Annotated in this window: 21 protein-coding genes and 1 other RNA gene; 6 read left to right on the forward strand and 16 right to left on the reverse strand. The window is 45.1% G+C overall.

The genetic code is table 11. The features are described from left to right. The 5 genes from AC5W2J_RS00005 to AC5W2J_RS00025 form a co-directional block, all read left to right on the forward strand. The coding region (locus AC5W2J_RS00005) for a phytanoyl-CoA dioxygenase family protein (protein WP_496057420.1) at positions 1-433 on the forward strand (433 nt) is incomplete at its 5' end. Positions 434-619: 186 nt separating this feature from the next. Continuing rightward, positions 620-1,990, forward strand: a complete 1,371-nt coding sequence (locus AC5W2J_RS00010; RefSeq protein WP_496057421.1) for a DUF2254 domain-containing protein — start codon at positions 620-622, stop codon at positions 1,988-1,990. Positions 1,991-2,109: 119 nt separating this feature from the next. After that, entirely contained in the window at positions 2,110-3,801 is a 1,692-nt protein-coding gene (gene ilvD, locus AC5W2J_RS00015) for a dihydroxy-acid dehydratase (RefSeq protein ID WP_496057422.1), read from the forward strand. A 74-nt stretch (positions 3,802-3,875) separates the two neighbouring features. Then, complete coding sequence (locus AC5W2J_RS00020; RefSeq protein WP_496057423.1) at positions 3,876-4,556, forward strand: DsbA family protein; 681 nt, start codon at positions 3,876-3,878, stop codon at positions 4,554-4,556. Next, entirely contained in the window at positions 4,549-4,944 is a 396-nt protein-coding gene (locus AC5W2J_RS00025) for a disulfide oxidoreductase (protein WP_496057424.1), read from the forward strand. The genes AC5W2J_RS00020 and AC5W2J_RS00025 overlap by 8 nt, the downstream gene beginning before the upstream one ends. A 316-nt stretch (positions 4,945-5,260) precedes the next feature. Here the strand turns inward: AC5W2J_RS00025 and AC5W2J_RS00030 are convergent, their stop codons facing one another. From AC5W2J_RS00030 to AC5W2J_RS00055, 6 genes are all read right to left on the reverse strand, one after another. After that, a complete protein-coding gene (locus AC5W2J_RS00030) occupies positions 5,261-6,235 on the reverse strand; it encodes a siderophore ABC transporter substrate-binding protein (protein WP_496057425.1) in 975 nt (324 codons plus the stop codon). 101 nt (positions 6,236-6,336) lie between these two features. Beyond that, positions 6,337-7,095 (reverse strand): iron ABC transporter ATP-binding protein, encoded by a 759-nt coding sequence (locus AC5W2J_RS00035; protein WP_496057426.1) that lies wholly within the window; start codon positions 7,093-7,095, stop codon positions 6,337-6,339. After that, positions 7,089-8,042: an iron chelate uptake ABC transporter family permease subunit gene (locus AC5W2J_RS00040; RefSeq protein WP_496057427.1), complete on the reverse strand. Its 954-nt coding sequence runs from the start codon at positions 8,040-8,042 to the stop codon at positions 7,089-7,091. The genes AC5W2J_RS00035 and AC5W2J_RS00040 overlap by 7 nt, the downstream gene beginning before the upstream one ends. Next, positions 8,032-8,985: an ABC transporter permease gene (locus tag AC5W2J_RS00045; protein WP_496057428.1), complete on the reverse strand. Its 954-nt coding sequence runs from the start codon at positions 8,983-8,985 to the stop codon at positions 8,032-8,034. Before AC5W2J_RS00045 ends, AC5W2J_RS00040 begins: the two co-directional genes overlap by 11 nt. A gap of 199 nt (positions 8,986-9,184) precedes the next feature. Next, complete coding sequence (locus tag AC5W2J_RS00050; protein WP_496057429.1) at positions 9,185-10,060, reverse strand: SMP-30/gluconolactonase/LRE family protein; 876 nt, start codon at positions 10,058-10,060, stop codon at positions 9,185-9,187. Between the two features lie 64 nt (positions 10,061-10,124). Beyond that, on the reverse strand, positions 10,125-10,616 hold the full coding sequence (locus tag AC5W2J_RS00055) for a C40 family peptidase (RefSeq protein WP_496057430.1): 492 nt from the start codon (positions 10,614-10,616) through the stop codon (positions 10,125-10,127). Between the two features lie 174 nt (positions 10,617-10,790). Here AC5W2J_RS00055 and AC5W2J_RS00060 point away from each other — a divergent pair, with 174 nt between their 5' ends. Further along, a complete protein-coding gene (locus tag AC5W2J_RS00060) occupies positions 10,791-11,717 on the forward strand; it encodes a prenyltransferase (protein WP_496057431.1) in 927 nt (308 codons plus the stop codon). A 39-nt stretch (positions 11,718-11,756) separates the two neighbouring features. Here the strand turns inward: AC5W2J_RS00060 and AC5W2J_RS00065 are convergent, their stop codons facing one another. The 10 genes from AC5W2J_RS00065 to eno form a co-directional block, all read right to left on the reverse strand. Beyond that, the gene (locus AC5W2J_RS00065) at positions 11,757-12,656 is read right to left on the reverse strand and encodes a hypothetical protein (protein ID WP_496057432.1); all 900 of its coding nucleotides are present in this window, start codon (positions 12,654-12,656) and stop codon (positions 11,757-11,759) included. Positions 12,657-12,698: 42 nt separating this feature from the next. Then, on the reverse strand, positions 12,699-13,091 hold the full coding sequence (gene gvpO, locus AC5W2J_RS00070) for a gas vesicle protein GvpO (RefSeq protein WP_496057433.1): 393 nt from the start codon (positions 13,089-13,091) through the stop codon (positions 12,699-12,701). Positions 13,092-13,258: 167 nt separating this feature from the next. Then, positions 13,259-13,726, reverse strand: coding sequence for a YusW family protein (locus AC5W2J_RS00075; protein WP_496057434.1), 468 nt, complete (start codon positions 13,724-13,726; stop codon positions 13,259-13,261). Between the two features lie 100 nt (positions 13,727-13,826). Further along, positions 13,827-14,192: a transfer-messenger RNA gene (gene ssrA, locus AC5W2J_RS00080) on the reverse strand. An 85-nt stretch (positions 14,193-14,277) separates the two neighbouring features. Continuing rightward, positions 14,278-14,751 carry an SsrA-binding protein SmpB gene (gene smpB / locus AC5W2J_RS00085; RefSeq protein ID WP_496057435.1) on the reverse strand — a complete coding sequence of 158 codons (474 nt, stop codon included), beginning with the start codon at positions 14,749-14,751 and terminating at the stop codon, positions 14,278-14,280. 33 nt (positions 14,752-14,784) lie between these two features. Beyond that, positions 14,785-17,112, reverse strand: coding sequence for a ribonuclease R (gene rnr / locus AC5W2J_RS00090; protein ID WP_496057436.1), 2,328 nt, complete (start codon positions 17,110-17,112; stop codon positions 14,785-14,787). A gap of 49 nt (positions 17,113-17,161) precedes the next feature. Then, positions 17,162-17,914, reverse strand: a complete 753-nt coding sequence (locus tag AC5W2J_RS00095; protein ID WP_496057437.1) for an alpha/beta hydrolase — start codon at positions 17,912-17,914, stop codon at positions 17,162-17,164. Positions 17,915-17,936: 22 nt separating this feature from the next. Further along, positions 17,937-18,692, reverse strand: a complete 756-nt coding sequence (locus AC5W2J_RS00100; protein WP_496057438.1) for an alpha/beta hydrolase — start codon at positions 18,690-18,692, stop codon at positions 17,937-17,939. 124 nt (positions 18,693-18,816) lie between these two features. Then, positions 18,817-19,047, reverse strand: coding sequence for a preprotein translocase subunit SecG (secG, locus tag AC5W2J_RS00105; RefSeq protein WP_496057439.1), 231 nt, complete (start codon positions 19,045-19,047; stop codon positions 18,817-18,819). A gap of 158 nt (positions 19,048-19,205) precedes the next feature. Further along, positions 19,206-20,489 carry a phosphopyruvate hydratase gene (gene eno, locus AC5W2J_RS00110; RefSeq protein WP_496057440.1) on the reverse strand — a complete coding sequence of 428 codons (1,284 nt, stop codon included), beginning with the start codon at positions 20,487-20,489 and terminating at the stop codon, positions 19,206-19,208. Positions 20,490-20,512: the final 23 nt, after the last annotated feature.

Genomic DNA, 20,512 nt, shown 5'->3' on the forward strand with positions numbered 1-20,512 from the left:
CGAGTTCAACGGCCCGTTGATGCTCGTCCCGGGCTCGCAGAAATGGTACATTTCCTGCCCGGGCGAGACGCCGAAGGACAACTACAAGTCGTCGCTGCAGAAGCAGGAAAGCGGCGTGCCGGATAACGACAGCATGAGCTGGCTCGTCGATAAAGCCGGCGGCCGCATTGACCGGGCCACCGGCCCGGCCGGCTCGGTGCTGTTTTTTGACTGCAACACCATGCACGGCTCGTCCGGGAATATTTCCCCGTATGCACGCAGCAACGTGTTTTTCGTGTTCAACTCGATGGAAAACCAACTCACCCACCCGTTCTCCGGGCAGCCGCCGCGTCCGGAATTCCTGGCCAACCGCGAGAACGTCAAGCCAATCATCCCACAACCTGTGAAACTAACAGACATCCCATCCACTACCACTTCTACAACAAAATCATAAATAAACTGCTGCGGTTGACCTCCCCGCAGCAGTCTTTTTTTTGTTTTTTTTAATCTATTTTACTATTGTACTAGGTTATCGCACTTTTCTTTTGTCATTAGAAGTGTAAAACAATGAAAAAAGTGGTACAGTACATCTTGCACCAAAAATAGAATGCGGGGATGATATATGAATTTGCAACGATTTATGCCAAGACCTATTCGTAAGCTGTTAAGCTTATCGAAACATCAACTAAAATATGAAATAAGATCAAACCTATGGTTTATCTGTGTCATATATGCACTTATAGGAATAGGTATCGCGGGTATCGCCTACTGGATTGATATTTCCATGCAGCTCGGGGATACAGCTCCTGCCTTTTTTACGGCAAGCTATGACTTGACGAGCTTGATTGTCAGCTCGCTGATTGCCGGAAGTATTACACTGAATGCGTTCACACTGAACTCTATTCTCGTTGTACTTACGAACTTCTCCGGGCAGTTTACGCCGCGGATGCTCGTTACATTTATATCAGATAAGCGGACCCAGCATGTGCTCGGATTGTTTAACCTGGTATTCGTATTTATTTTAATGGCGTTTTTCTTAATTAATGCCGAAGTAGCCAATTATGTTGCATTTCCTACGCTGACCATCTTCTTTATGTTTCTCGGGTTGGCAACATTTATTTACTTCCTTAATCATGCAGTCAAATGGATGCAGGTGCCCAACCTTACGTTAAACATGAAAAGCGAATCTCAGGAGCGGATTTTAGCTACGTTAGTGGAGGACCTTGAGCCTTACCGTACGAAAGAACCGAACACGTCCGCCGATGAATTAGCAGAGGACGACAAAATGTATATTGCCGCCGATGAAGCCGGCTTCGTGCAGATTATTGATTACCGGCGGATGATCGCCTACGCAGAATCCCATAATCTTGTCGTCAAGATAGAAAAACGTATTGGTGATTTTGTGCTCACGGGAATTCCAGTTATCAGCTATTGGAAAAAAGACAGTACCGCGGTGGATGAAAGTGCCCTGCGTCAACTTATTTTTCTCGGATCGAAAAAAACGGAAGTGCAGGATATCGAGTTTGGTATTAACAAGCTGAAAGAAATAGCCATTAAATCGATTGGAAACGATGATCCGAATACGGCATCCAATGCAATTTACCAGCTTACCGACCTGCTGCTTTCCATTTCCAAGATCACCCGCTTCACTCCATATTTAACCGATAGAAACAATGACCTTCGTATTATTATCGAAGACGAATCCTTTGATTATTATCTGTATGCCGCATTTGCCCATATCAGTGACTATGCAAAAGAAGATCCGATTATTACGAATGATGTACTAGAAGCATTAACTCTTCTTACAGAGTCGGTGGCCGGAGAAAATCATGAAATGTGCTGGAATTTCGCGAGAATGGTTGCCCGCGGCTATATCACTCCTTTCATATTTGAATACAACGAAAGAAGATTTTATAATAGCCTTCGTAATATCTCAGAAACTACTGATAAGCTTAAAGAATACAGAGAACTTGAATCAGAACTTAAGCAGCGTTTATCAATGGAAAAATAATCATCAGAAGCAGCCGTCTCGGCTGCTTCTTTTTCTATATTGCGAGTTCTGTCATTTCCTAGTATGATAAGTAGTATTGCCATAGTTTTCTGACAACAGATGAGAGAGGATGTATAAAAATGGGAGATAAGAAAGACCTCCGAATCCGCAGTAAAGTAATCAGTGAAGGAGCAAACCGCACGCCAAACCGTGCCATGCTTCGTGCTGTAGGATTCAAAGATGAAGATTTTAAAAAGCCAATGATTGGCATTGCCAGCACATGGAGTGAGGTCACCCCTTGTAATATACATATCGATGGCCTTGCCAGGGAAGCAAAAAAAGGCGCAGCCCAAGCCGGCGGCGCTCCAATGATATTTAATACAATTACGGTATCAGATGGTATCGCGATGGGCCACGAAGGGATGCACTATTCCCTGCCAAGTCGTGAAATCATCGCAGATTCCATGGAAACTGTGACCAGTGCGGAACGTCTGGACGGCGTAGTAGCAATCGGCGGCTGTGATAAAACAACACCAGCTTCCCTCATTGCATTAGCCCGCCTTAACCTTCCAAGTGTTTACGTATACGGCGGCACGATTCAGCCTGGAAAGCTGAACGGAAAAGACGTTGATATTGTTTCCTCCTTTGAAGCTGTAGGCCAGCATCAGCAGGGCATTATCAATGACGAGGAACTTCATGAAGTCGAGTGCAACTCGTGTCCGGGAGCCGGTGCGTGCGGAGGCATGTATACCGCGAATACGATGGCCGCTGCAGTAGAAGCACTTGGTATGAGTATTCCAGGTTCATCTTCTACTCCTGCTATCAATCAATACAAAGAAACAGAGTGCCTGCAGGCTGGAGAAATGGTAATTCAGCTGCTTGAGAAAGATATTTATCCAAAAGATATTATGACAAAAGAAGCGTTTGAAAATGCGATTACGGTCGTTATGGCACTTGGCGGTTCTACCAATGCTTTCCTTCACCTTCTTGCTATCGCCCATTCTGCCGGCGTTGACTTATCCTACGATGACTTTGAAAGAGTACGTAAACACGTACCTCATCTGGCGGACCTGAAACCAAGTGGACGCTATGTCATGCAGGACCTTTATGCAGTAGGCGGCGTACCCGGCGTAATGAAGATTCTTTTGGAAAATGGACTTCTTCACGGCGACTGCCTCACTGTAACAGGCAAAACGCTTGCTGAAAACCTGGCAAAAGCGCCTGACCTCACGGAAGGGCAGGACGTTATCCGACCTTTCGACAATCCGTTGAAACCAAGCGGCCCGCTTGTCGTATTAAAAGGAAACCTTGCCCCCGAGGGAGCAGTAGCCAAAATGTCCGGTCAGAAAATCAGCCGGTTTGAGGGCCCTGCCCGCGTATATGACTCAGAAGATGATGCAACAAAAGCAATTATGGATAACGATATTAAAGAAGGCGATGTTCTCGTTATCCGCCACGTAGGACCAAAAGGCGGACCAGGAATGCCTGAAATGCTTTCCATCACTTCCATGATTGTTGGACGAGGTTTCGGTGGTAAAGTGGCGCTGTTGACAGATGGTCGTTTTTCCGGAGGATCACACGGGTTTGTTATCGGTCACGTAGCTCCTGAAGCACACACCGGCGGTCCAATTGGTCTTCTGCAGGAAGGCGATATCGTAACGATCGACAGCGATACGCAGGAAATCAACTTTAAGATTACCGACGAAGAGTTTGAAAAACGCCAACAAGCCTGGAAAACGCCTGAACTTCCAGCCAGAACCGGCACCCTTGCCAAATATGCAAAACTTGTTTCAAGCAGTGCCAAAGGCGCCGTTACCGATTTGGACTTGTAATACGTTGAATGCAGGGTCCGTCAGAGGATAGTTTTTCTGACGGTCCTTTCATTTTTTAAAAGGAGAGACATGCAGTGGCTAAAAAAAACACATCTGCTTCAACTAAGTCAAAACGATCCCCAAAGCTTCTTATTCTTATCATTGCCGCATTGGCTGTCGTCATGGCAGCTATCCTATTTGTCGGAAATATTGAGCCTTCTCCTGCCGGGGATATTGATCTTGAAGGCCAGCCGGTTCAAGGAGAAGAAGATGCTGTATCCATTGTAGAGTTCGGCGATTATAAATGTCCGGCCTGCAAAAACTTTCACGAATCCATGGTGCCTATGATTGAGCAGGAGCTTGTAGAAACCGGGGATGCGTCCTTTACCTACATGCATTATCCATTTTTGAATGTAGATTCCAGCCGGGCGGCGCTTTATGCTGAAACGGTTTACGGGGAACTTGGAAATGACGCCTTTTGGGAATTCCACGATCAGCTGTTTGCCGAACAGGACCCGGAAGCAGAATCCCAGGACTTTTTCACAGAAGAACGTCTCGACACTATTCTCGAAGGCATTGTATCAGAAGAAGAGGCTTCTCAGGTGTCCGAAGCTTTTCAGGCCGGGGAATATGAAGATGCGCTTGAAGTGGATACCGATTATGTAGCCGAACTTGGTGTGCAGAGCACTCCTACGCTGTTTGTAAACGGCGAACAGTTTGAAGGCGGTTCGTTTGAAGAACTGCGTGAAATGGTAGAGGAAGCCTCGAATGAGTAGGGGAATTCTCCTTGCCTGGATTGTTTCTATTATTGCGGTACTCGGCAGCCTGTATTTCAGTGAAGTTCGCGGGTTTGTGCCTTGTGAATGGTGCTGGTACCAAAGAATCTTAATGTACCCGCTCCCCGTTCTGCTCGGTATCGGCTTATTCCGGGACGACCGGGCCGTAAAGATTTATGCGCTCCCTTTCGCAGTACTCGGGATCGCTGCTTCACTTTTTCATTATGCCCAGCAGAAAATTCCTTATTTCGCGAGCCTCGCCTCCTGTTCGGATGGCGTGCCGTGCTCCGGCGAATATATTAATATGCTGGGATTTATTACGATTCCGCTTTTGGCGTTCGGCGCTTTTTCTATCATCACGGCAGCCCTGCTGCTTTCCAAAAAATAAGTGCTGCAAAAAGGAACCTTCTGCGATAGAAGGTTCCTTTTTCTAAATTGTCGGGAAACCGTTTTATTTAACCTATCTATCCATCGCGCCGCTTCTTTAAGAAAGGCTGCTTAGAAATACAAAGAATGAACCAGGCGGTGACTCCGGCAGAACAGCCATAAGGGAAGATAAAGAGGTCGGTTTTTCCTCTTTAGCTTAAGGCTCGGCCTGCGGAAAGCGCCACCTGTACAAGTTTTTGTATGAATCAGCCATATTTTTTGCTTTTTTTATGCTGTTAAAAAACTGAGTCCCCATAAGAGGACTCAGTTACTTATAGTTATTCAGAAATACCTTCCTGAATTTCATCAGCCATCATCAATACGGAGGTTAATCCACCGCCGCTCAAATACCAGACTTCCGGATCAAGGTACGTTACATTGTCATTCTCTACTGCCTGTGTGCCCTGCATTAGATCGTTATCAAGCACCTGTTCGGAAGACGATTCTCCTCCAACAACAGCTCCTCTATCGACAACAAATAAATGTTCCGGATCCTGTTCTGCTACGTATTCAAACGATACGTTCTGCCCGTGGCGTGTGTCTGATTCAATATTCTCATCAGCTGGAGTGAAACCAAATTCGTCATGAATTAAGCCGTATCTGGAGCCTGGTCCAAAGGCGCTCAGACTGCCATCATTAGCCAGCACCACGAGCGCTTCTCCTTCGGTTTCTTCCGTCTGCGCTTTTACTTCTTCAATCTGAGTCTGAATAGCTGTGACTTCTTCTTCTATTTCTGCTTCTTTGTTAAATACCCGGCCAAGATTGGTCATGCTTTCTTCGAACGAAAGCATATAATTGGCAGCATCTACAGCCGAATAAAGCGTAGGTGCGATTCCTTCAAGTTCTTCATAGGCTTCTGCCTGTCTGCCGGAAATAATGATCAGGTCCGGATCGATTTCATTGATTTTCTCGAAATCGGGCTCTTTCAGCGAACCAACGTTTTCATATTCATCCCCTTCATATTTCTCCAGGTAGGAAGGAAGGCTGTCTTTTGCTACGCCGGCTACTTCAATATCAAGCTTGTCTAATGAATCAAGTACCCCATAATCAAACACAACAACGGTTTCCGGTGTTCCTTCGACTGTTGTTTCTCCAAGTTCATGTGTGACGGTTACTTCTTCTGCTCCGGATGCTTCACTCTCTTCCTCTGTGTTGTTTCCATCTGTATTCCCTTCTGCCGAACCGCTTCCGCATGCTGCCATGAATGCAGCGGCAAAAGCCAGCATCATAACTAGAAATATGTTTTTATTCATTTTTATTTCCCCCTGTATAGTATGTTTGCATGAACTTTTCAACTGTGTTTTACAAGCCTGTATCGTGCTCCCTCCTTTCGGCTTTCCCTGACTCGCAGATTCTAGGAAAAGTACACACAGATTTTATTATCATTAATGGTCTGGATCGGCATCTCCATCTCATAAATGTTTTTAAGTACATCACTTTGCATCATTGCCTCCTTCGGTCCTTCGCTGATCACTCTGCCTTCTTTCAAAGCGACGATATAATCCGAGTAGCAGGAAGCGAAATTGATGTCGTGAATGACGATAACCACTGTCTTGTTAAGGTCTTTTACGAGGCGCTGCAGCACTTTCATAATCTGAACGGAGTGTTTCATATCCAGATTGTTCAACGGTTCATCCAAAAGAATATACTCTGTGTTCTGGGCAATAACCATCGCAATAAACGCACGCTGCTTCTGGCCTCCGCTCAGCTGGTCCAGATACATGTCTTCCATGTCCTTGAGCTCCATATATTCAATAGCTTCCTCTATATGAAGCCAGTCTTCTTTTTTTAACCGACCCTGCGAATAAGGAAACCGTCCAAAGCAGACTAATTCTTTCACGGTCAGACGGATATTAATGGAATTGGCCTGTTTAAGAATGGACACCTTTTTTGCAAGCTCATTGCTGTTGCATGCGCTCACTTCTTTGTCATCAATCCATACGTTTCCTTCGTCCGCTTTAATCAGGCGGCTGATAACGGAAAGCAGAGTACTTTTCCCTGCTCCGTTTGGACCGATAAAGGAGGTGATTTTGCCTTTTGGTATTTTCAGCGAAATGTTTTCAATCACATTTTTTCCGCCGTACTGCTTTGTAATATCCTGAACTTCTACCATTCTTTGTTCCTCCTCAGTAATAAATAAATGAAGTAGATGCCTCCGATAAAGTTAATAATAACGCTGACGGTCGTAGAGAAAGTAAATACCCGTTCTACAATAAACTGGCCTCCTACAAGAGCAATGATGCTGATAAGAATCGAGCCGATAATAAGCACTCCGTGTTTGTACGTTTTCAGAAATTCGTGGGCGACGTTTGCTACGAGAAGCCCGAGAAACGTAATCGGTCCGACCAGCGCGGTAGCAATAGCAATTAGTATAAATATAATGACCAGGAGCCTTTTTATGACACGATCGTAAGGGACCCCGAGGTTTACGGCATGATCCCGGCCGAGAGACAGAATATCAAGGTACTTGGAAAAGCGGAGAAAATACAGGCTGCAGAGCAGAAGCAATAAAGCAGACAGTCCGAGAATGTCTGTATTTACATTGTTAAAGCTCGCAAACATGCGGTCCTGTATCGTCATGAACTCATTCGGGTCAATGACCATCTGCATAAACGAAGACAAACTGGAAAAGAAAGTGCCGCAGATAATGCCGATCAACAGCAAAAAGTATATGTCGTTCGGCCCTTCCCGTTTGAATAATAATCTATAAAGCAGAAACGAGAAGAGAACCATCATCCCAACGGAAAGCAGAAAGTTAAGCTCCCGGTTTAACAGGGCCTGACTCGTGGAGCCGAGAAAAAAGATAAAAGATGTCTGAAGCAGCATATACAGGGAATCGAGTCCGAGTATGCTCGGTGTTAAAATCCGGTTATTCGTAATCGTTTGAAAAACCATCGTGGCAAAAGCTATAGCCGCCCCTGTTAATACAATAGCGAAAAGTTTTTTCCCACGGCTGGGGAGAATATAATCCCAATTTCCATTGGCTCCCACTACCATAAACAAGACAATCAGAACTAAAGCTAATACAGCAAGGATGGCTAGTTTTATTTTATAACCCATAATGCCTTCTCCTCACCAGCAGGTAAATAAATACAGCACTGCCGATCACACCGACAGTCAACCCAATTGATATTTCATACGGATAGATAATCAGCCTTCCAAGCACATCGCAGAACAGAACGAACACCGCTCCGAGCAGTGCGGTATGATGGAGGCTTTTCTTTAAATGATCTCCTAAGTATATAGTGACGATATTCGGAATAATTAAACCCAGAAAAGGGATAGCCCCGACAATCAGTACAATAACGGAAGTAACCATTGCTACAATAACGAGTCCGATGTTAATAACCTGCCTGTAGTTCAAACCCAGATTCACTGCAAATTCTTCGCCCATGCCGGCGACCGTAAACCGATTGGCAAAAAAATAAGCGATTCCCAGTACAGGAAGAGCCAGATAAATCAATTCATACTGCCCGCCGATGATTAAGGAAAAGTCACCGAACATCCAGGAATTCATATTTTGAATCAGGTCGTTTCTGTAGGCAAAAAAGGTCGTCACCGATCCAATAATACTTCCGAACATCAAGCCGACGAGCGGAATAAAAATGGGGTCTTTGGACTGGATTCTTTCAAGAATTTTCATAAATATAAACGTTCCGGCCAAAGCGAATAAAAATGCAATGCCTGCTTTAAAAAGCGGGCTGGCCGCGGTGAAAAACATCAGCGACACCAGGATGCCGAGACTTGCTGAATCAAGCGTTCCTGCAGTAGTTGGAGAAACAAATTTATTTCTCGTCAGCTGCTGCATGATCAATCCGCAGATACTCATGCTCATGCCGGCGATAATAATACTTGCAAGCCTGGGAATTCTACTGACGGTCAATGTCTGCCATTGGTCTTCCGTCATGGAGAACAGGTCAAGCGGAGTCAGGTCACTCACTCCGATAAATAAAGAGATAAACGATAAAACAAGCAGTGCCGCAACTAAGTACCATATTTTCATGCCATCAAACTTTCTACGTACATACAATGTCCTGTATTTAGTCTATGTTTTTCATTAATAATGATATTCATTATCAATTAGGAACACTTTTCATTCTATCTTATTTTTATCCCCTGTCAATAGCTTTGTATGTTTTTGCTTATTTTAAAGAAAATTCCATAAAAAAAAGAAGCTGCCAGCCGGCAGCCTTCCTCATGTGTTAATCTGCAAAATAATAAGTTGGTGTTCCTTTTACATCGACCCGGACTTTAAAAAGACCACCCGCCTGGGGCTGTTCTTTTTTCTGTTCCTCATCTAAAGGACCGTTTCCTGTCGTGATGTATAAATCTTTCAGGTCTTTTCCTCCAAATGTGCACGAAGTCGTAATGGAAACAGGTACTTTTACCTTCTCCAGAGCCTTTCCGTTTTCAGGGTCCCAGCGGATTACCTGTCCTTCACCAAAATGGGCAATCCACAGCTTTCCTTCAGAATCGATCGTCATGCCATCGGGCGGACCTTCTTCATCCGGTACAACGAACGCTGTTACCGGCTCATCCGCCACTCCTGTTAATGGATCAATATTCATCGTATAAACCGTCTTCGCCGGCGTGTCGATAAAGTACATGACAGCTCCGTCTGCTGACCAGGCCAACCCGTTGGAGATGGTTAGATTGCTTACTACCGTATAAACCGAATGATCTGAATGGAGACGGTAAAGAGACGCCTCGCCTTCTTCCTGGTCAAAGGACATTGTTCCTGCCCAAAGACGGCCGAAAGGATCACATTTGGCATCATTAAATCGATTATTCGGCTTATTTTCTTCTGGATCATGAATCGCTTTTAACTTTTTACTATTTAAATCAAATTCATAAAACCCGTGCTGCATCGCAAATATTAGACCGCCGTCCCGTTTAGGCACCGCGGCCCCTATGTACTGCTCCAGGGAAATGGTTTCATTTTTATCTGCAGCCGGGTCATAGATCATTAACTTTTTCCCTTCAATATCAACCCAGTACAATACTTCCAGTTCTGCATTCCAGCTTGGTCCTTCGCCAAGTTCTGCCTTTGCATCTACTACACATTCTGCTGTTTTCATAGCACTCCACCCTTTTTCTTCTTTCTGTTTATGTTCCCCTCCTCCCTTCTCTTAAACATTTATATTAAATGCGTCTCACGTGCTCGTTAAACACGTCATTCCAATAGCCTTCCTCCAGGCTTTCCACTGCTGCCCCCGTGCTTTCCTGGGCACCAATATACTCGCCGTTTCCGACATAAATGCCTACATGGCCGTCTTCTTTATACGTATCAAAAAACACAAGATCACCAATCTGCATTTCTTCAGGCGGTACTTCCTCGCCTTTGTGTTTCAACGTATCTGTTGATACACCGCGCATGGACCCAAGCTTCATTCCCTCTTGTTCAAATGCCCAGTGCACAAAGCTCGAGCAGTCAAACAGACCTTCTTTCCGCTCTGTTTGATTTCTGCCGGCGCCGAATTCATATTCTGTTTTTCCTATTTGTGAAGCAGCGGTTTCTATTACGTTTTCCCGGTCCGACTGGCCCCAGTCTGCGGGTGGTTCTTCTTCCACCGGTTCTCCTGCTTCAAAAGAACAGCCGGCCAGTCCGAGAAAGACTGCTGTATATACGATCACGAAATAACGAGGCATCATCTGCTCCTTTATCTTTTTTATTTATCTTTCCAGTATAATACAACTGCTTCTTTTATTTCTATCAAACCGGTTTCTCTTTTTTCTTTCCACTGGATCCTTTCTCGTTCATACTGGAGAAAAGCCATGTAAAGTACATGTAGAAAGGGTTGACTGCCATTGAATTCTTCTCCGACCTCGATCTATCAGATACTTCTCCAGCTTATGAGAGCAGTAGCCGTCGTCTCTTCCAGTGCAGTCGCCGTTCTGTCTACGATGCTGCCACTATTTATCTATTATGCTTTTTCTTTTTCTTCTTTACTTTTTACGACTATTTTTTTACTGGTGGGAGCCTTTGCCATCCACGGCGTGTTAACACATGCTTTTAATGATTATAGTGATCATCTCTCTGGAACGGATACGCTGAGCCCTGCACTCCTCTCAGGAGGAAGCCGGGTGATTCAGGAAGGGCGTATCTCTCCGGAAGCTCTTTTAACGCTTGGTAAAGTGCTGGGAGCCCTTCTGCTGGCAGGTGCCCTGGCAGCGGCTCTGCTTGGATTTATTCCCGTGGCCGTGCTGTTGGTTATTGGCGTGTGGGCGGCCGCCTCTTATTCTCTTCCTCCTTTTCAATTCAGCTACCGTCCTTTGGCCGGGGAATGGCTGAGCCTGTTTCCTTCGATCTTTGTTCTTGGTTTAGCCGGACCATGGCTTATTCTCGGATCCGTTCCGGAATGGGGGTATCAAAACGCCGCAGTGAATGCTCTATTATGTCTGGCCTGGGTAATGGTTCATCATATTCCGGACCAAAAAGCCGATAAACAGGCTGATCCGGTTAAAAATACCACTGTCGTATGGGCCGCTTCCCGTTTTGGGCCGGCGGCGGCGAAAGTTCCGGCGCTTATTTATTTACTATTGGCAGCCGCCTGTGTTGTTTGGATTGGCGGCGACCGGATATGGGCGGCCGCCGGGGCATCACTGTTTATTGCACTGTCCCTGCTGCTCGTTTGGAAAATGAACGTTCATAATGTGCAGCAGGTAACGAATGATGAAAAATGGCTGCTTCTTCTAGCTATGGCCACAGCCATCTGGCTTGGACTTTTTATTTAATAATACACAAAACCCGCCGGACTGCCCGGCGGGTTTTCTTTACTTCTTACTTTTTTTCATTTCTTTTTTTATCTGCTTTTTTAAATCTTTTTGGACATCTTTTACAAGCTTCTGCTTGTATTCATCTGTCAGCTCTTGACGTACTTGATCCATTACATCTTGTTTTACCTGCTCCAGAATATCTTTTTTAAGTTCATTTTTCAGCTCTTCTTTAATATCATTTACAAGCTGACTTACCGTACTATCCGGCAGTTGAGACTTTTTATCTTTTTCTTTTTCCTCTTCTTCGTCTTCTTCTTCGCCTTCTTCCTCTTCTTCCTCGTCTTCTTCTTCGCCTTCTTCCTCTTCTTCCTCTTCTTCCTCGTCTTCCTCGTCTTCCTCGTCTTCTTCCTCTTCTTCTTCTTCACCTTCCTCTTCTTCCTCTTCTTCGCCTTCTTCCTCTTCTTCTTCTTCGCCTTCTTCCTCTTCTTCCTCTTCTTCCTCGTCTTCTTCTTCTTCTTCCTCGTCTTCTTCCTCCTCCTCGTCTTCCTCGTCTTCTTCGTCTTCCTCTTCTTCGTCTTCCTCTTCTTCGTCTTCCTCTTCTTCGTCTTCCTCTTCCTCGTCTTCCTCTTCTTCCTCTTCGCCTTCTTCCTCTTCTTCCTCTTCTTCTTCCTCGTCCTCGTCTTCTTCCTCTTCGCCTTCTTCTTCCGTTTCTTCTGCAGTTTCTTCTTCTGTATCTTCGTTTTCTTCTTCGTCTTCGCTGTCACTGGATGTTTGTTCTTCGACAAACTCTATAATTTCATCGATAATGTCCGATTTCTTTTTTGCGCTTAATTCCAGGCCGCTGTTTTCTGCCAGCTCTTTTAATTCTTTTACACTAAGCGTGTCCAAATCTATTTGTTCGTTTTCATCATCCTCATTTGTGATTTCTACGATGGCGTTTTCTCTTTTTTTACTCATTACATATTCCTTCTTTCACTATTGGTTTAGTTTTAGCTGTCGTTATTCTTCTTTTTTCAATGTCTTGCTTCTTGGACGCAGGCTGACACGCTGGTAGGAAATAACTTCTAAATCTTTATTGATTTTTGTTTCGTACACGCCGAGAAGCATGTCTTTTGCATATTTCTTCATGTATTCTTTTTCTTCAATTACTTCCACCTCTACATCCCAGCCTTCTTCATGAGAGTCGACGGAGGTAATTTTAAAAGGGGGAAGTATATTGGTCGTAAAAAAAGACTGAATCGTATCCAGAACCTGACCCATAGAAGCTGTTTCTTTTTTTGTGTTTGACTTAGGCTTCACGTTCAACTTTTTAGCACTGCTTTTATTGGACGCTTTTGCTTTCGACTGGCCTGCGATAGTAATCTCCTCCTGCTCTTGAAATGAAATAGACACATGTCCTTTTTACATATTAACTTTGTTTTTGATAAAGAACGGTTGTCCTACACGATACCCTTCCTCTTCCATATTCAATCTTTTTTATACATAATTAATATAATTTTAGGAATTGGTAAAATTTATCAAAGAAAAAAGACTATGCTGTTCGCACAGTCTTCTATTGATCAGCTTTGGGTTCTATCTTCTGCCCGAATGTCATCCGCTTCTTCAAACTCTACTTCTATCTGTAGTTCCTGATAATTATCATCCAAATGGAAATTATTCACACTTTCATTCATCAGCTGCAGTTCATTGGATTGGAGCGTGATCGCAAGGTTAGGAAGCACCTGCCCCAGTTCAGAAAGAGCCTCTTCATCGTCTACTTCTCTCTCTTCATCCCCGCGGGAGTCTGAAATTTCCGCCTGCGGATCTCCATCATTGTAATCGTATGATACTTCATATTCACCATATTCGTAATCTACTTCCATTTCAAAAGAAGTATAGACCAGCCCTTCATACCAAACGTCTTCCAGTTCCGGATCGTCCCCGCTTAAAGGCTTGCTTTCTATGCTCGGTCCGCTTTCATCCGAACCACATGCTGCCAGTGCAAAAGGAAGGCTTGCCGTTAGTAGAAATAGTCCTGCTTTTTTCATGCTGCATCCCCTTTCATATCTGTTGATCTCTTCCCCGAAAACACAAATGCAAAACAAAAAAAGATGCCGGCTGCCGGCATCTTTACGTATTCACTATGTATGGTGGAGATGGTGGGATTCGAACCCACGTCCAGAGATATCGCCACTTGAGCTTCTACGAGCGTAGTCGCTATATTATATTTCGCCTATGCTTCAGCCTAGCAACAGGCTTCAGCACAGCTAGCCTGATTAATCTCTTCAGCCGACCTCAGGCGGAGATCGGAGCTGCGTAGCCCACTATTAGGTGAGACCCCAAATCACTCGACATGGGCGATCGAGTGCGGGATCCGCATTAGTCAGTTATTATGCTGCTACTGCGAGGTTTTCGTTAGTTTTGCCAGTTATTATTGGCGTGGCCATTTTACGAGATTGCCTCTCGGCTCGCAACTCAAGCTCAACCTATCCCTGTCGAAGCCAAGTCATCCCCATTAGGAATAAGGAAAAGAAATGAATCTTTTCCTTAGATAATTATATTATCACTTTTCTGCTTTTTTTTCAATAGAAAAGCCTTATTACTCGCCTTTCATGCGGGAACGGATCGCCCGGTCCATTTCGCGCTGCGCATCTTTTTGCTTCAATGTTTCCCGTTTGTCAAACTGCTTTTTACCTTTAGCGAGACCAATCAGTACTTTCGCTTTTCCCCGCTTAATGTAGACCTTTAACGGAATAATGGAATACCCGGGCTGCTGGCTCTGGCCGATCAGCTTACTGATTTCCCGCCGGTGCAGTAGCAGCTTTCTCGTGCGGAGCGGGTCATGGTTAAACTGGTTGCCATGTTCATAAAGACCGATATGGGCATTATGGAGGAACAGCTCTCCCCCATCAATCTTCCCAAAACTGTCTTTTAAGTTCATGCGGCCTTCCCGAATCGCTTTTATTTCTGTTCCTTTCAGCGCAAGTCCGGCCTCATACGTTTCTTCGATAAAAAAGTCATGGCGGGCTTTCTTATTTTGAGCAAGCACTCTGCCCTCTGTCTGCTGAGCCATGCGTCCATCCCCCCTGTTCTCAAGCGCACTGTGTTATTTTCTTTTTTGAGCTTTTTTCTTTCCTACGTTCTCATAGTACGGCTTATCTTTTCCGGGTTTTTTTGCTCCCGTTTTTCCTTTTTGGCGTCCTTTTTTAGCCGTTGGCTTCGCTTCGCTTTTGCCCGGCCGTTTTGATCCGCCCCTGCCGTCGATCACTTTCGGTGTTTCTTTTCTTTTCCGCTTAACCGGGGCTTTCATACCGACTACTTCAAAATCAATATCTGCTTCTTCTACATTGACTTTCAGCACGCGGATATCCAGCTCATCACCGATCCGGAAGATATTAGCCGTACGTTCTCCTATCAGCGCATACTGCTTTTCGTCAAAGTGGTAATAGTCGTCGGTAAGGTAGCTGATGTGCACCATGCCTTCTATGGTGTTCTCGAGCTCCACAAACAGTCCAAAGTTAGCCACACCGCTTATAACGCCTGTGTACTCTTCGCCCACTTTGTCTTCCATATACTGCGCTTTCTTTAAATCATCCACTTCCCGCTCGGCGTCAACCGCCCGGCGTTCCATTTCTGACGTATGCTTGGCAATATCAGGAAGCTTATTCTGCCAGTTGGACTTTGTTTTCTGATCGGTTTTTCCGTTAATCAAATACGTGCGGATTAGACGGTGCACGATCAAATCCGGGTAACGGCGGATTGGTGACGTGAAATGAGTGTAGTACTCAGATGCCAGGCCAAAGTGCCCAAGATTTTCCGGATCATATTTTGCTTGGTTCATAGAACGGAGCATAACCGTGCTGAGTACAGCTTCTTCCGGCTCTCCTTTTACATCTGCAAGAATCTTTTGAAGGGCGCTTGGATGAAGCGAACTGCCTTTTCCTTTAATGGTGTAGCCGAAATTAGCTACAAATTCAATAAATTTCTGCAGTTTTTCCTCATGTGGATCTTCGTGAATCCGGTAAATAAATGGTACTTTCATTTTGGAAAAATGCTCAGCTACAGTTTCGTTTGCCGCCAGCATAAACTCTTCAATCAACTTTTCGGCAACGGAACGCTCCCGGATAAGAATATCTTCCGGCTTGCCGTTCTCGTCGACTTTCACCTGGGCTTCTTTAAAGTCAAAGTCAATGGCGCCGCGGTCGAACCGCTTTTGGCGAAGAATGGCTGCAAGCTCTTCCATACGCTCAAAGAAAGGCACGAGTTCTTCGTATTTCTTTCTTGTTTCTTCATCTTTTTCATCCAGAATCAAACGAACGTCATTATACGTCATTCTTTCGTTTGTACGGATTACACTTTCAAAGATATCGTGATTTACAATGTCTCCGTCTTCTGTCACTTCCATCTCGCAGGAGAGCGTCAGACGGTCCACCTGCGGGTTTAAACTGCAGATTCCGTTGGACAGGCGGTGGGGAATCATTGGAATCACACGGTCGACCAGGTACACACTTGTGCCGCGCTCGACTGCTTCTTCGTCAATGGCTGAGCCTTCCGGTACATAGTAGCTCACATCGGCGATATGCACGCCGAGCTGGAAGTTGCCGTTCGACAGCTTCTTAACCCCAATTGCGTCATCCAGGTCTTTTGCATCGGCGCCGTCGATCGTCACGATCGTTTCTTCGCGCAGGTCCCGTCTTTTGCTGATCTCATTTTCCGTAATGCTGTCCGGCGCTTCATTGGCATGCGTAATCGCCGCCTCCGGAAATTCGCCCGGCAGCTCATGCTTATGGATGATGGATAAAATATCCACACCCGGGTCGTTTTTATGGCCGAGAATATTGACTACTTTCCCTTCAGCGCTAAAGCGCTTTTCGGGATATTTTGTTATTTCCACAACCACTTTATGGCCGTCGACTGCTCCGTGCTGTTTGTGCTGGGGAATAAAGATATCCTGGTTGATATGCTTGTCATCCACTTCGACAAAGCCGTAATTTTTATTGGCCAGATATGTGCCGACCACTTTTGTTGTGCCTCTTTCAATAATCCGGATAATAGAACCTTCCGGCTTGGAGTCGCCTCCTTTTTGCTGGACGCGCACAAGTACGGTGTCTTTGTGCATGGCTCCTCCCATTTCCGGCGCGGGGATAAATACGTCGGGCTCTCCCTCTTCTTCCGGCAGGATGAATGCAAATCCACGCTGGTGCATCTGCACTCTGCCGCGGATAATATCCATTTTCTCGGGAACCCCGTAACGGTTGCTTCTCGTACGGACCAGCTTCCCGCTTCCCTCCAGTTCATCCAGGGCTTTCATGAGTTCCTTCGTCTGTTCAGGTTCTGTCATATGGTACGCTTCTTGTAATTCTTCAATAGACATTGGCTTTTGAGCGATATCCTGAAGATACTGCATCATCTGCTGCTTTTGTTCTTCTGTCATATTGTTGTCATCTCCTCTCTATCTACTTGTACTGCTGTATTTTGTGCTGTCATTTTGTGCTCCAATCCAGATTTTCCAAAAACTGATATATATTTTCATGCAGGTCCTGTTTCTCAGGTCCCAGTGTGATCACGTGCGGGGAATCTTCATACCAATCCAGGGATTTAACAGAAGAAGCTACTTCCTCATATATAATTTCTGCACTTTTTAATTCAACCATTTCATCCTTTTTGGCCTGGACTACTTTGATCGGAGCATAAATCATATCAAGGGAATTTTTCACTTCTTTAATTGTGCCGTTAATGGAATCCAGTGCATCAAGAGGAAGTTTTTTAAAGGCTTCCATTTCTTCATCCACCTGCCCGGCCTCTTTGCCTTCCAGCTGTTTGTATTCTTTTGCGTACTGCAGAACGCCTTTGTACAGACGCTCTTTGTTTTCAATGGTCGTCAACGGCGCACACATCGGTATAATACCCTTTGCTCCGAATGTATACCCTGCTTTTAACGACATTAGTCCTCCAAGGGAAAGACCGGCTACTGCTATTTCTTCGTAGCCCTGATCCCGAAGGTGGGTCCACCCGGCTTCGACATCCTTCCACCAGTCCGTGGCATTGGAATCCATTAATTCCTCCGGCGGAACCCCGTGGCCTTTGTAAACCGGCGCATGCGACGTGTAGCCCTGCTTCTGCAGGTAGCGTCCCAGCATTCTGACGTCTGCGGAACTTCCGGTAAACCCGTGAAGCAGCAGGACGGCCCGGTCGCCTCCTTCAAAGGTAAACGGTTTGGGGGGCACAACTTTCATGTTCTTCCACTCCTATTCCAGATCACACCTGATCGCTGCTTTTCCAAACAACGTCAGGCTCTATTTTTTCTGCCAGCAGAAATCGCTTTACGTCTTCAATCAGCTGTGTTTGATTATTGCTGTGTACAATAAAATGATGGGACTGTTCATAAAAATAAAGCTGTTTTTCTTTGGCAGCAATTTCTTTATATAAAAAAAGAGCACTGCTTTTTCGGACAAGGCTGTCCTTCATACCCTGGGCAATAAACGTGGGTACTTCCACTTCTTTAATAAATGGTTCAATCGTGCGGACCACTTTCTGAAATTCGGAAAGGGATCGGACCGGGGTGTGGATTTTTGACCAGAATATTGGGTACCACGGCTGTTTTTTTAACTGCCCTTTAATCATATTCTTTATAATGACAGCCATATCCTTTGAAAGCTGGGACGGATTAACGTAATGGGCCGCTGCATTTAACAATACCAGTTTTTCTACCGGATATCGCGCAGCAATGTACGCAGCCAACAGACCTCCCATCGAAAAACCGATCACATATACTTTCGAACAGCGTTCAAATAGTTCTTTTGCTGCCAGATCTGCTGTATGAATCCAGGTTTTATGGTCTGATTTCTTAAACTGGGAACGAAATGTACGCTCGCTTAGATCCGTCATCATATCGTGACCGGGAAGGACAGGTGTGTAGACGAGCCATCCTGTTTCTTCCGCAAGTGTTTTGGAAAGCGGTTCTAGCTCCCATGGTGCTCCTGTAAAGCCGTGCAGGCACAGACACCCAATCATAAGCCGAACGCCTCCTGTTTCCCTATTCTATTTAGTAAAAAGTATGAAAAAAAGCAGCAAGACACTAATACATGTCCTGCTGCATGATTTCATTTCATATTTGCTATAGGCGCGCAGTCTCTTCTTATAGAAAATAAGCAAGAAGAATCGTTAGTACGAAAAAGACAACGGCTAGAATAATCGTCATTTTGCTTAAAAAGGCTTCTACTCCACGTGCCTTCTGCTTTCCGACTAATTGTTCCGCTCCCCCGGAAATAGACCCGGAGAGACCTGCGCTTCTTCCCGATTGTAATAGTACTACGGCTATCAATGAAATCGATACAATAATCAATAGGACATACAATATTGTTTGCATCTCCGCCACCTCCACGTTCAAATCACACATATATAAAATTAACATAAAACGTATTCAATTACAATAGAAGGAGACGTGTTCGCTTCGAATAAACAGAATATTATTTTATACAGCAAAAGACAGCGGGATTCCGATGCCCGCTGTCTTTTGAATGCTGTTTATTTATTGATGTTGTAGAATGCGTCTTTTTTCAAAAAGACAGATGTGTTATCAAGCTCATCTTCAATACGGATAAGCTGGTTGTACTTAGCGACACGGTCCGTACGGGACGGAGCACCTGTCTTGATCTGGCCGGCGTTTGACGCTACAGCGATATCTGCAATCGTCGCATCTTCTGTTTCACCGGAGCGGTGGGAAATAACCGCAGTATAGCCGGCGCGCTTCGCCATTTCAATGGCATCAAATGTTTCTGTAAGCGTACCGATCTGGTTAACTTTGATTAAAATGGAATTACCGATGCCTTTTTTGATACCTTCAGCAAGTTTCGTTGTGTTCGTAACGAACAAGTCGTCGCCGACAAGCTGTACTTTATCTCCAAGAGCTTCTGTAAGCTTCTTCCATCCGTCCCAGTCATTTTCGTCCAGGCCGTCTTCAATGGAAACGATAGGATACTTCGATACAAGATCCTCGTAGAATGCGATCATTTCTTCCGTTGTTTTCACGACGCCTTCACCTTTAAGGTGATATTTGCCGTCTTCGTACATTTCAGAAGCAGCTGTATCCATTGCAAGCATTACTTCTTCGCCCGGCTTGTAGCCGGCTTTTTCGATGGCTGTAATGATAGTCTGAAGCGCTTCTTCGTTTGAACCAAGGTTTGGTGCAAAGCCGCCTTCATCACCTACAGCTGTGTTATGGCCCTGTTCTTTTAGTACTTTTTTCAGGTTGTGGAAAATTTCTGCACCGATACGTACAGCGTGGGCAAGGCTTTCTGCTCCAACCGGCATAACCATGAATTCCTGAATGTCGACGCTGTTGTCTGCATGCTCGCCGCCATTTAGGATATTCATCATTGGTACAGGAAGCGTCTTCGCGTTAAATCCACCAAGATACTGATAAAGCGGAAGTCCAAGCTCGTCTGATGCAGCGTGGGCTGCAGCCATGGAAATACCAAGAATCGCGTTTGCACCGAATTTTTCTTTGTTTTCAGTACCATCCAGATCAATAAGAAGCTTATCAATGCCGGTCTGGTCAGTTACGTCCATACCAAGAAGTTCAGGTGCAATTTCTTCGTTAACGTTATCTACTGCTTTAAGAACACCTTTACCCATGTAACGATCGCCGCCGTCACGTAGTTCTACTGCTTCGTATTCACCGGTGGATGCACCACTTGGTACCAGTGCGCGTCCAAAAGCGCCTGTTTCTGTAATGATTTCTACCTCAACTGTTGGATTCCCGCGGGAATCCAGTACTTCGCGTGCATAAACATCAGTAATCATACCCATTGTAAAAATCGCTCCTTTGTCGT

This window comes from Sinobaca sp. SA16-1 (assembly GCF_059510515.1).

Coding starts and splice junctions, on each gene's coding strand:
- AC5W2J_RS00010 (WP_496057421.1), top strand. CDS start 620: ATGCCAAGACCTATTCGTAAGCTGTTAAGCTTATCGAAACATCAACTA.
- eno (WP_496057440.1), bottom strand. CDS start 20,489: ATGGGTATGATTACTGATGTTTATGCACGCGAAGTACTGGATTCCCGC.
- smpB (WP_496057435.1), bottom strand. CDS start 14,751: ATGGCTCAGCAGACAGAGGGCAGAGTGCTTGCTCAAAATAAGAAAGCC.
- AC5W2J_RS00025 (WP_496057424.1), top strand. CDS start 4,549: ATGAGTAGGGGAATTCTCCTTGCCTGGATTGTTTCTATTATTGCGGTA.
- rnr (WP_496057436.1), bottom strand. CDS start 17,112: ATGACAGAAGAACAAAAGCAGCAGATGATGCAGTATCTTCAGGATATC.
- AC5W2J_RS00035 (WP_496057426.1), bottom strand. CDS start 7,095: ATGGTAGAAGTTCAGGATATTACAAAGCAGTACGGCGGAAAAAATGTG.
- AC5W2J_RS00065 (WP_496057432.1), bottom strand. CDS start 12,656: ATGAGTAAAAAAAGAGAAAACGCCATCGTAGAAATCACAAATGAGGAT.
- AC5W2J_RS00045 (WP_496057428.1), bottom strand. CDS start 8,985: ATGAAAATATGGTACTTAGTTGCGGCACTGCTTGTTTTATCGTTTATC.
- AC5W2J_RS00030 (WP_496057425.1), bottom strand. CDS start 6,235: ATGAATAAAAACATATTTCTAGTTATGATGCTGGCTTTTGCCGCTGCA.
- AC5W2J_RS00075 (WP_496057434.1), bottom strand. CDS start 13,726: ATGAAAAAAGCAGGACTATTTCTACTAACGGCAAGCCTTCCTTTTGCA.
- AC5W2J_RS00050 (WP_496057429.1), bottom strand. CDS start 10,060: ATGAAAACAGCAGAATGTGTAGTAGATGCAAAGGCAGAACTTGGCGAA.
- AC5W2J_RS00095 (WP_496057437.1), bottom strand. CDS start 17,914: ATGAAAGTTGTGCCCCCCAAACCGTTTACCTTTGAAGGAGGCGACCGG.
- AC5W2J_RS00100 (WP_496057438.1), bottom strand. CDS start 18,692: ATGATTGGGTGTCTGTGCCTGCACGGCTTTACAGGAGCACCATGGGAG.
- ilvD (WP_496057422.1), top strand. CDS start 2,110: ATGGGAGATAAGAAAGACCTCCGAATCCGCAGTAAAGTAATCAGTGAA.
- secG (WP_496057439.1), bottom strand. CDS start 19,047: ATGCAAACAATATTGTATGTCCTATTGATTATTGTATCGATTTCATTG.
- AC5W2J_RS00040 (WP_496057427.1), bottom strand. CDS start 8,042: ATGGGTTATAAAATAAAACTAGCCATCCTTGCTGTATTAGCTTTAGTT.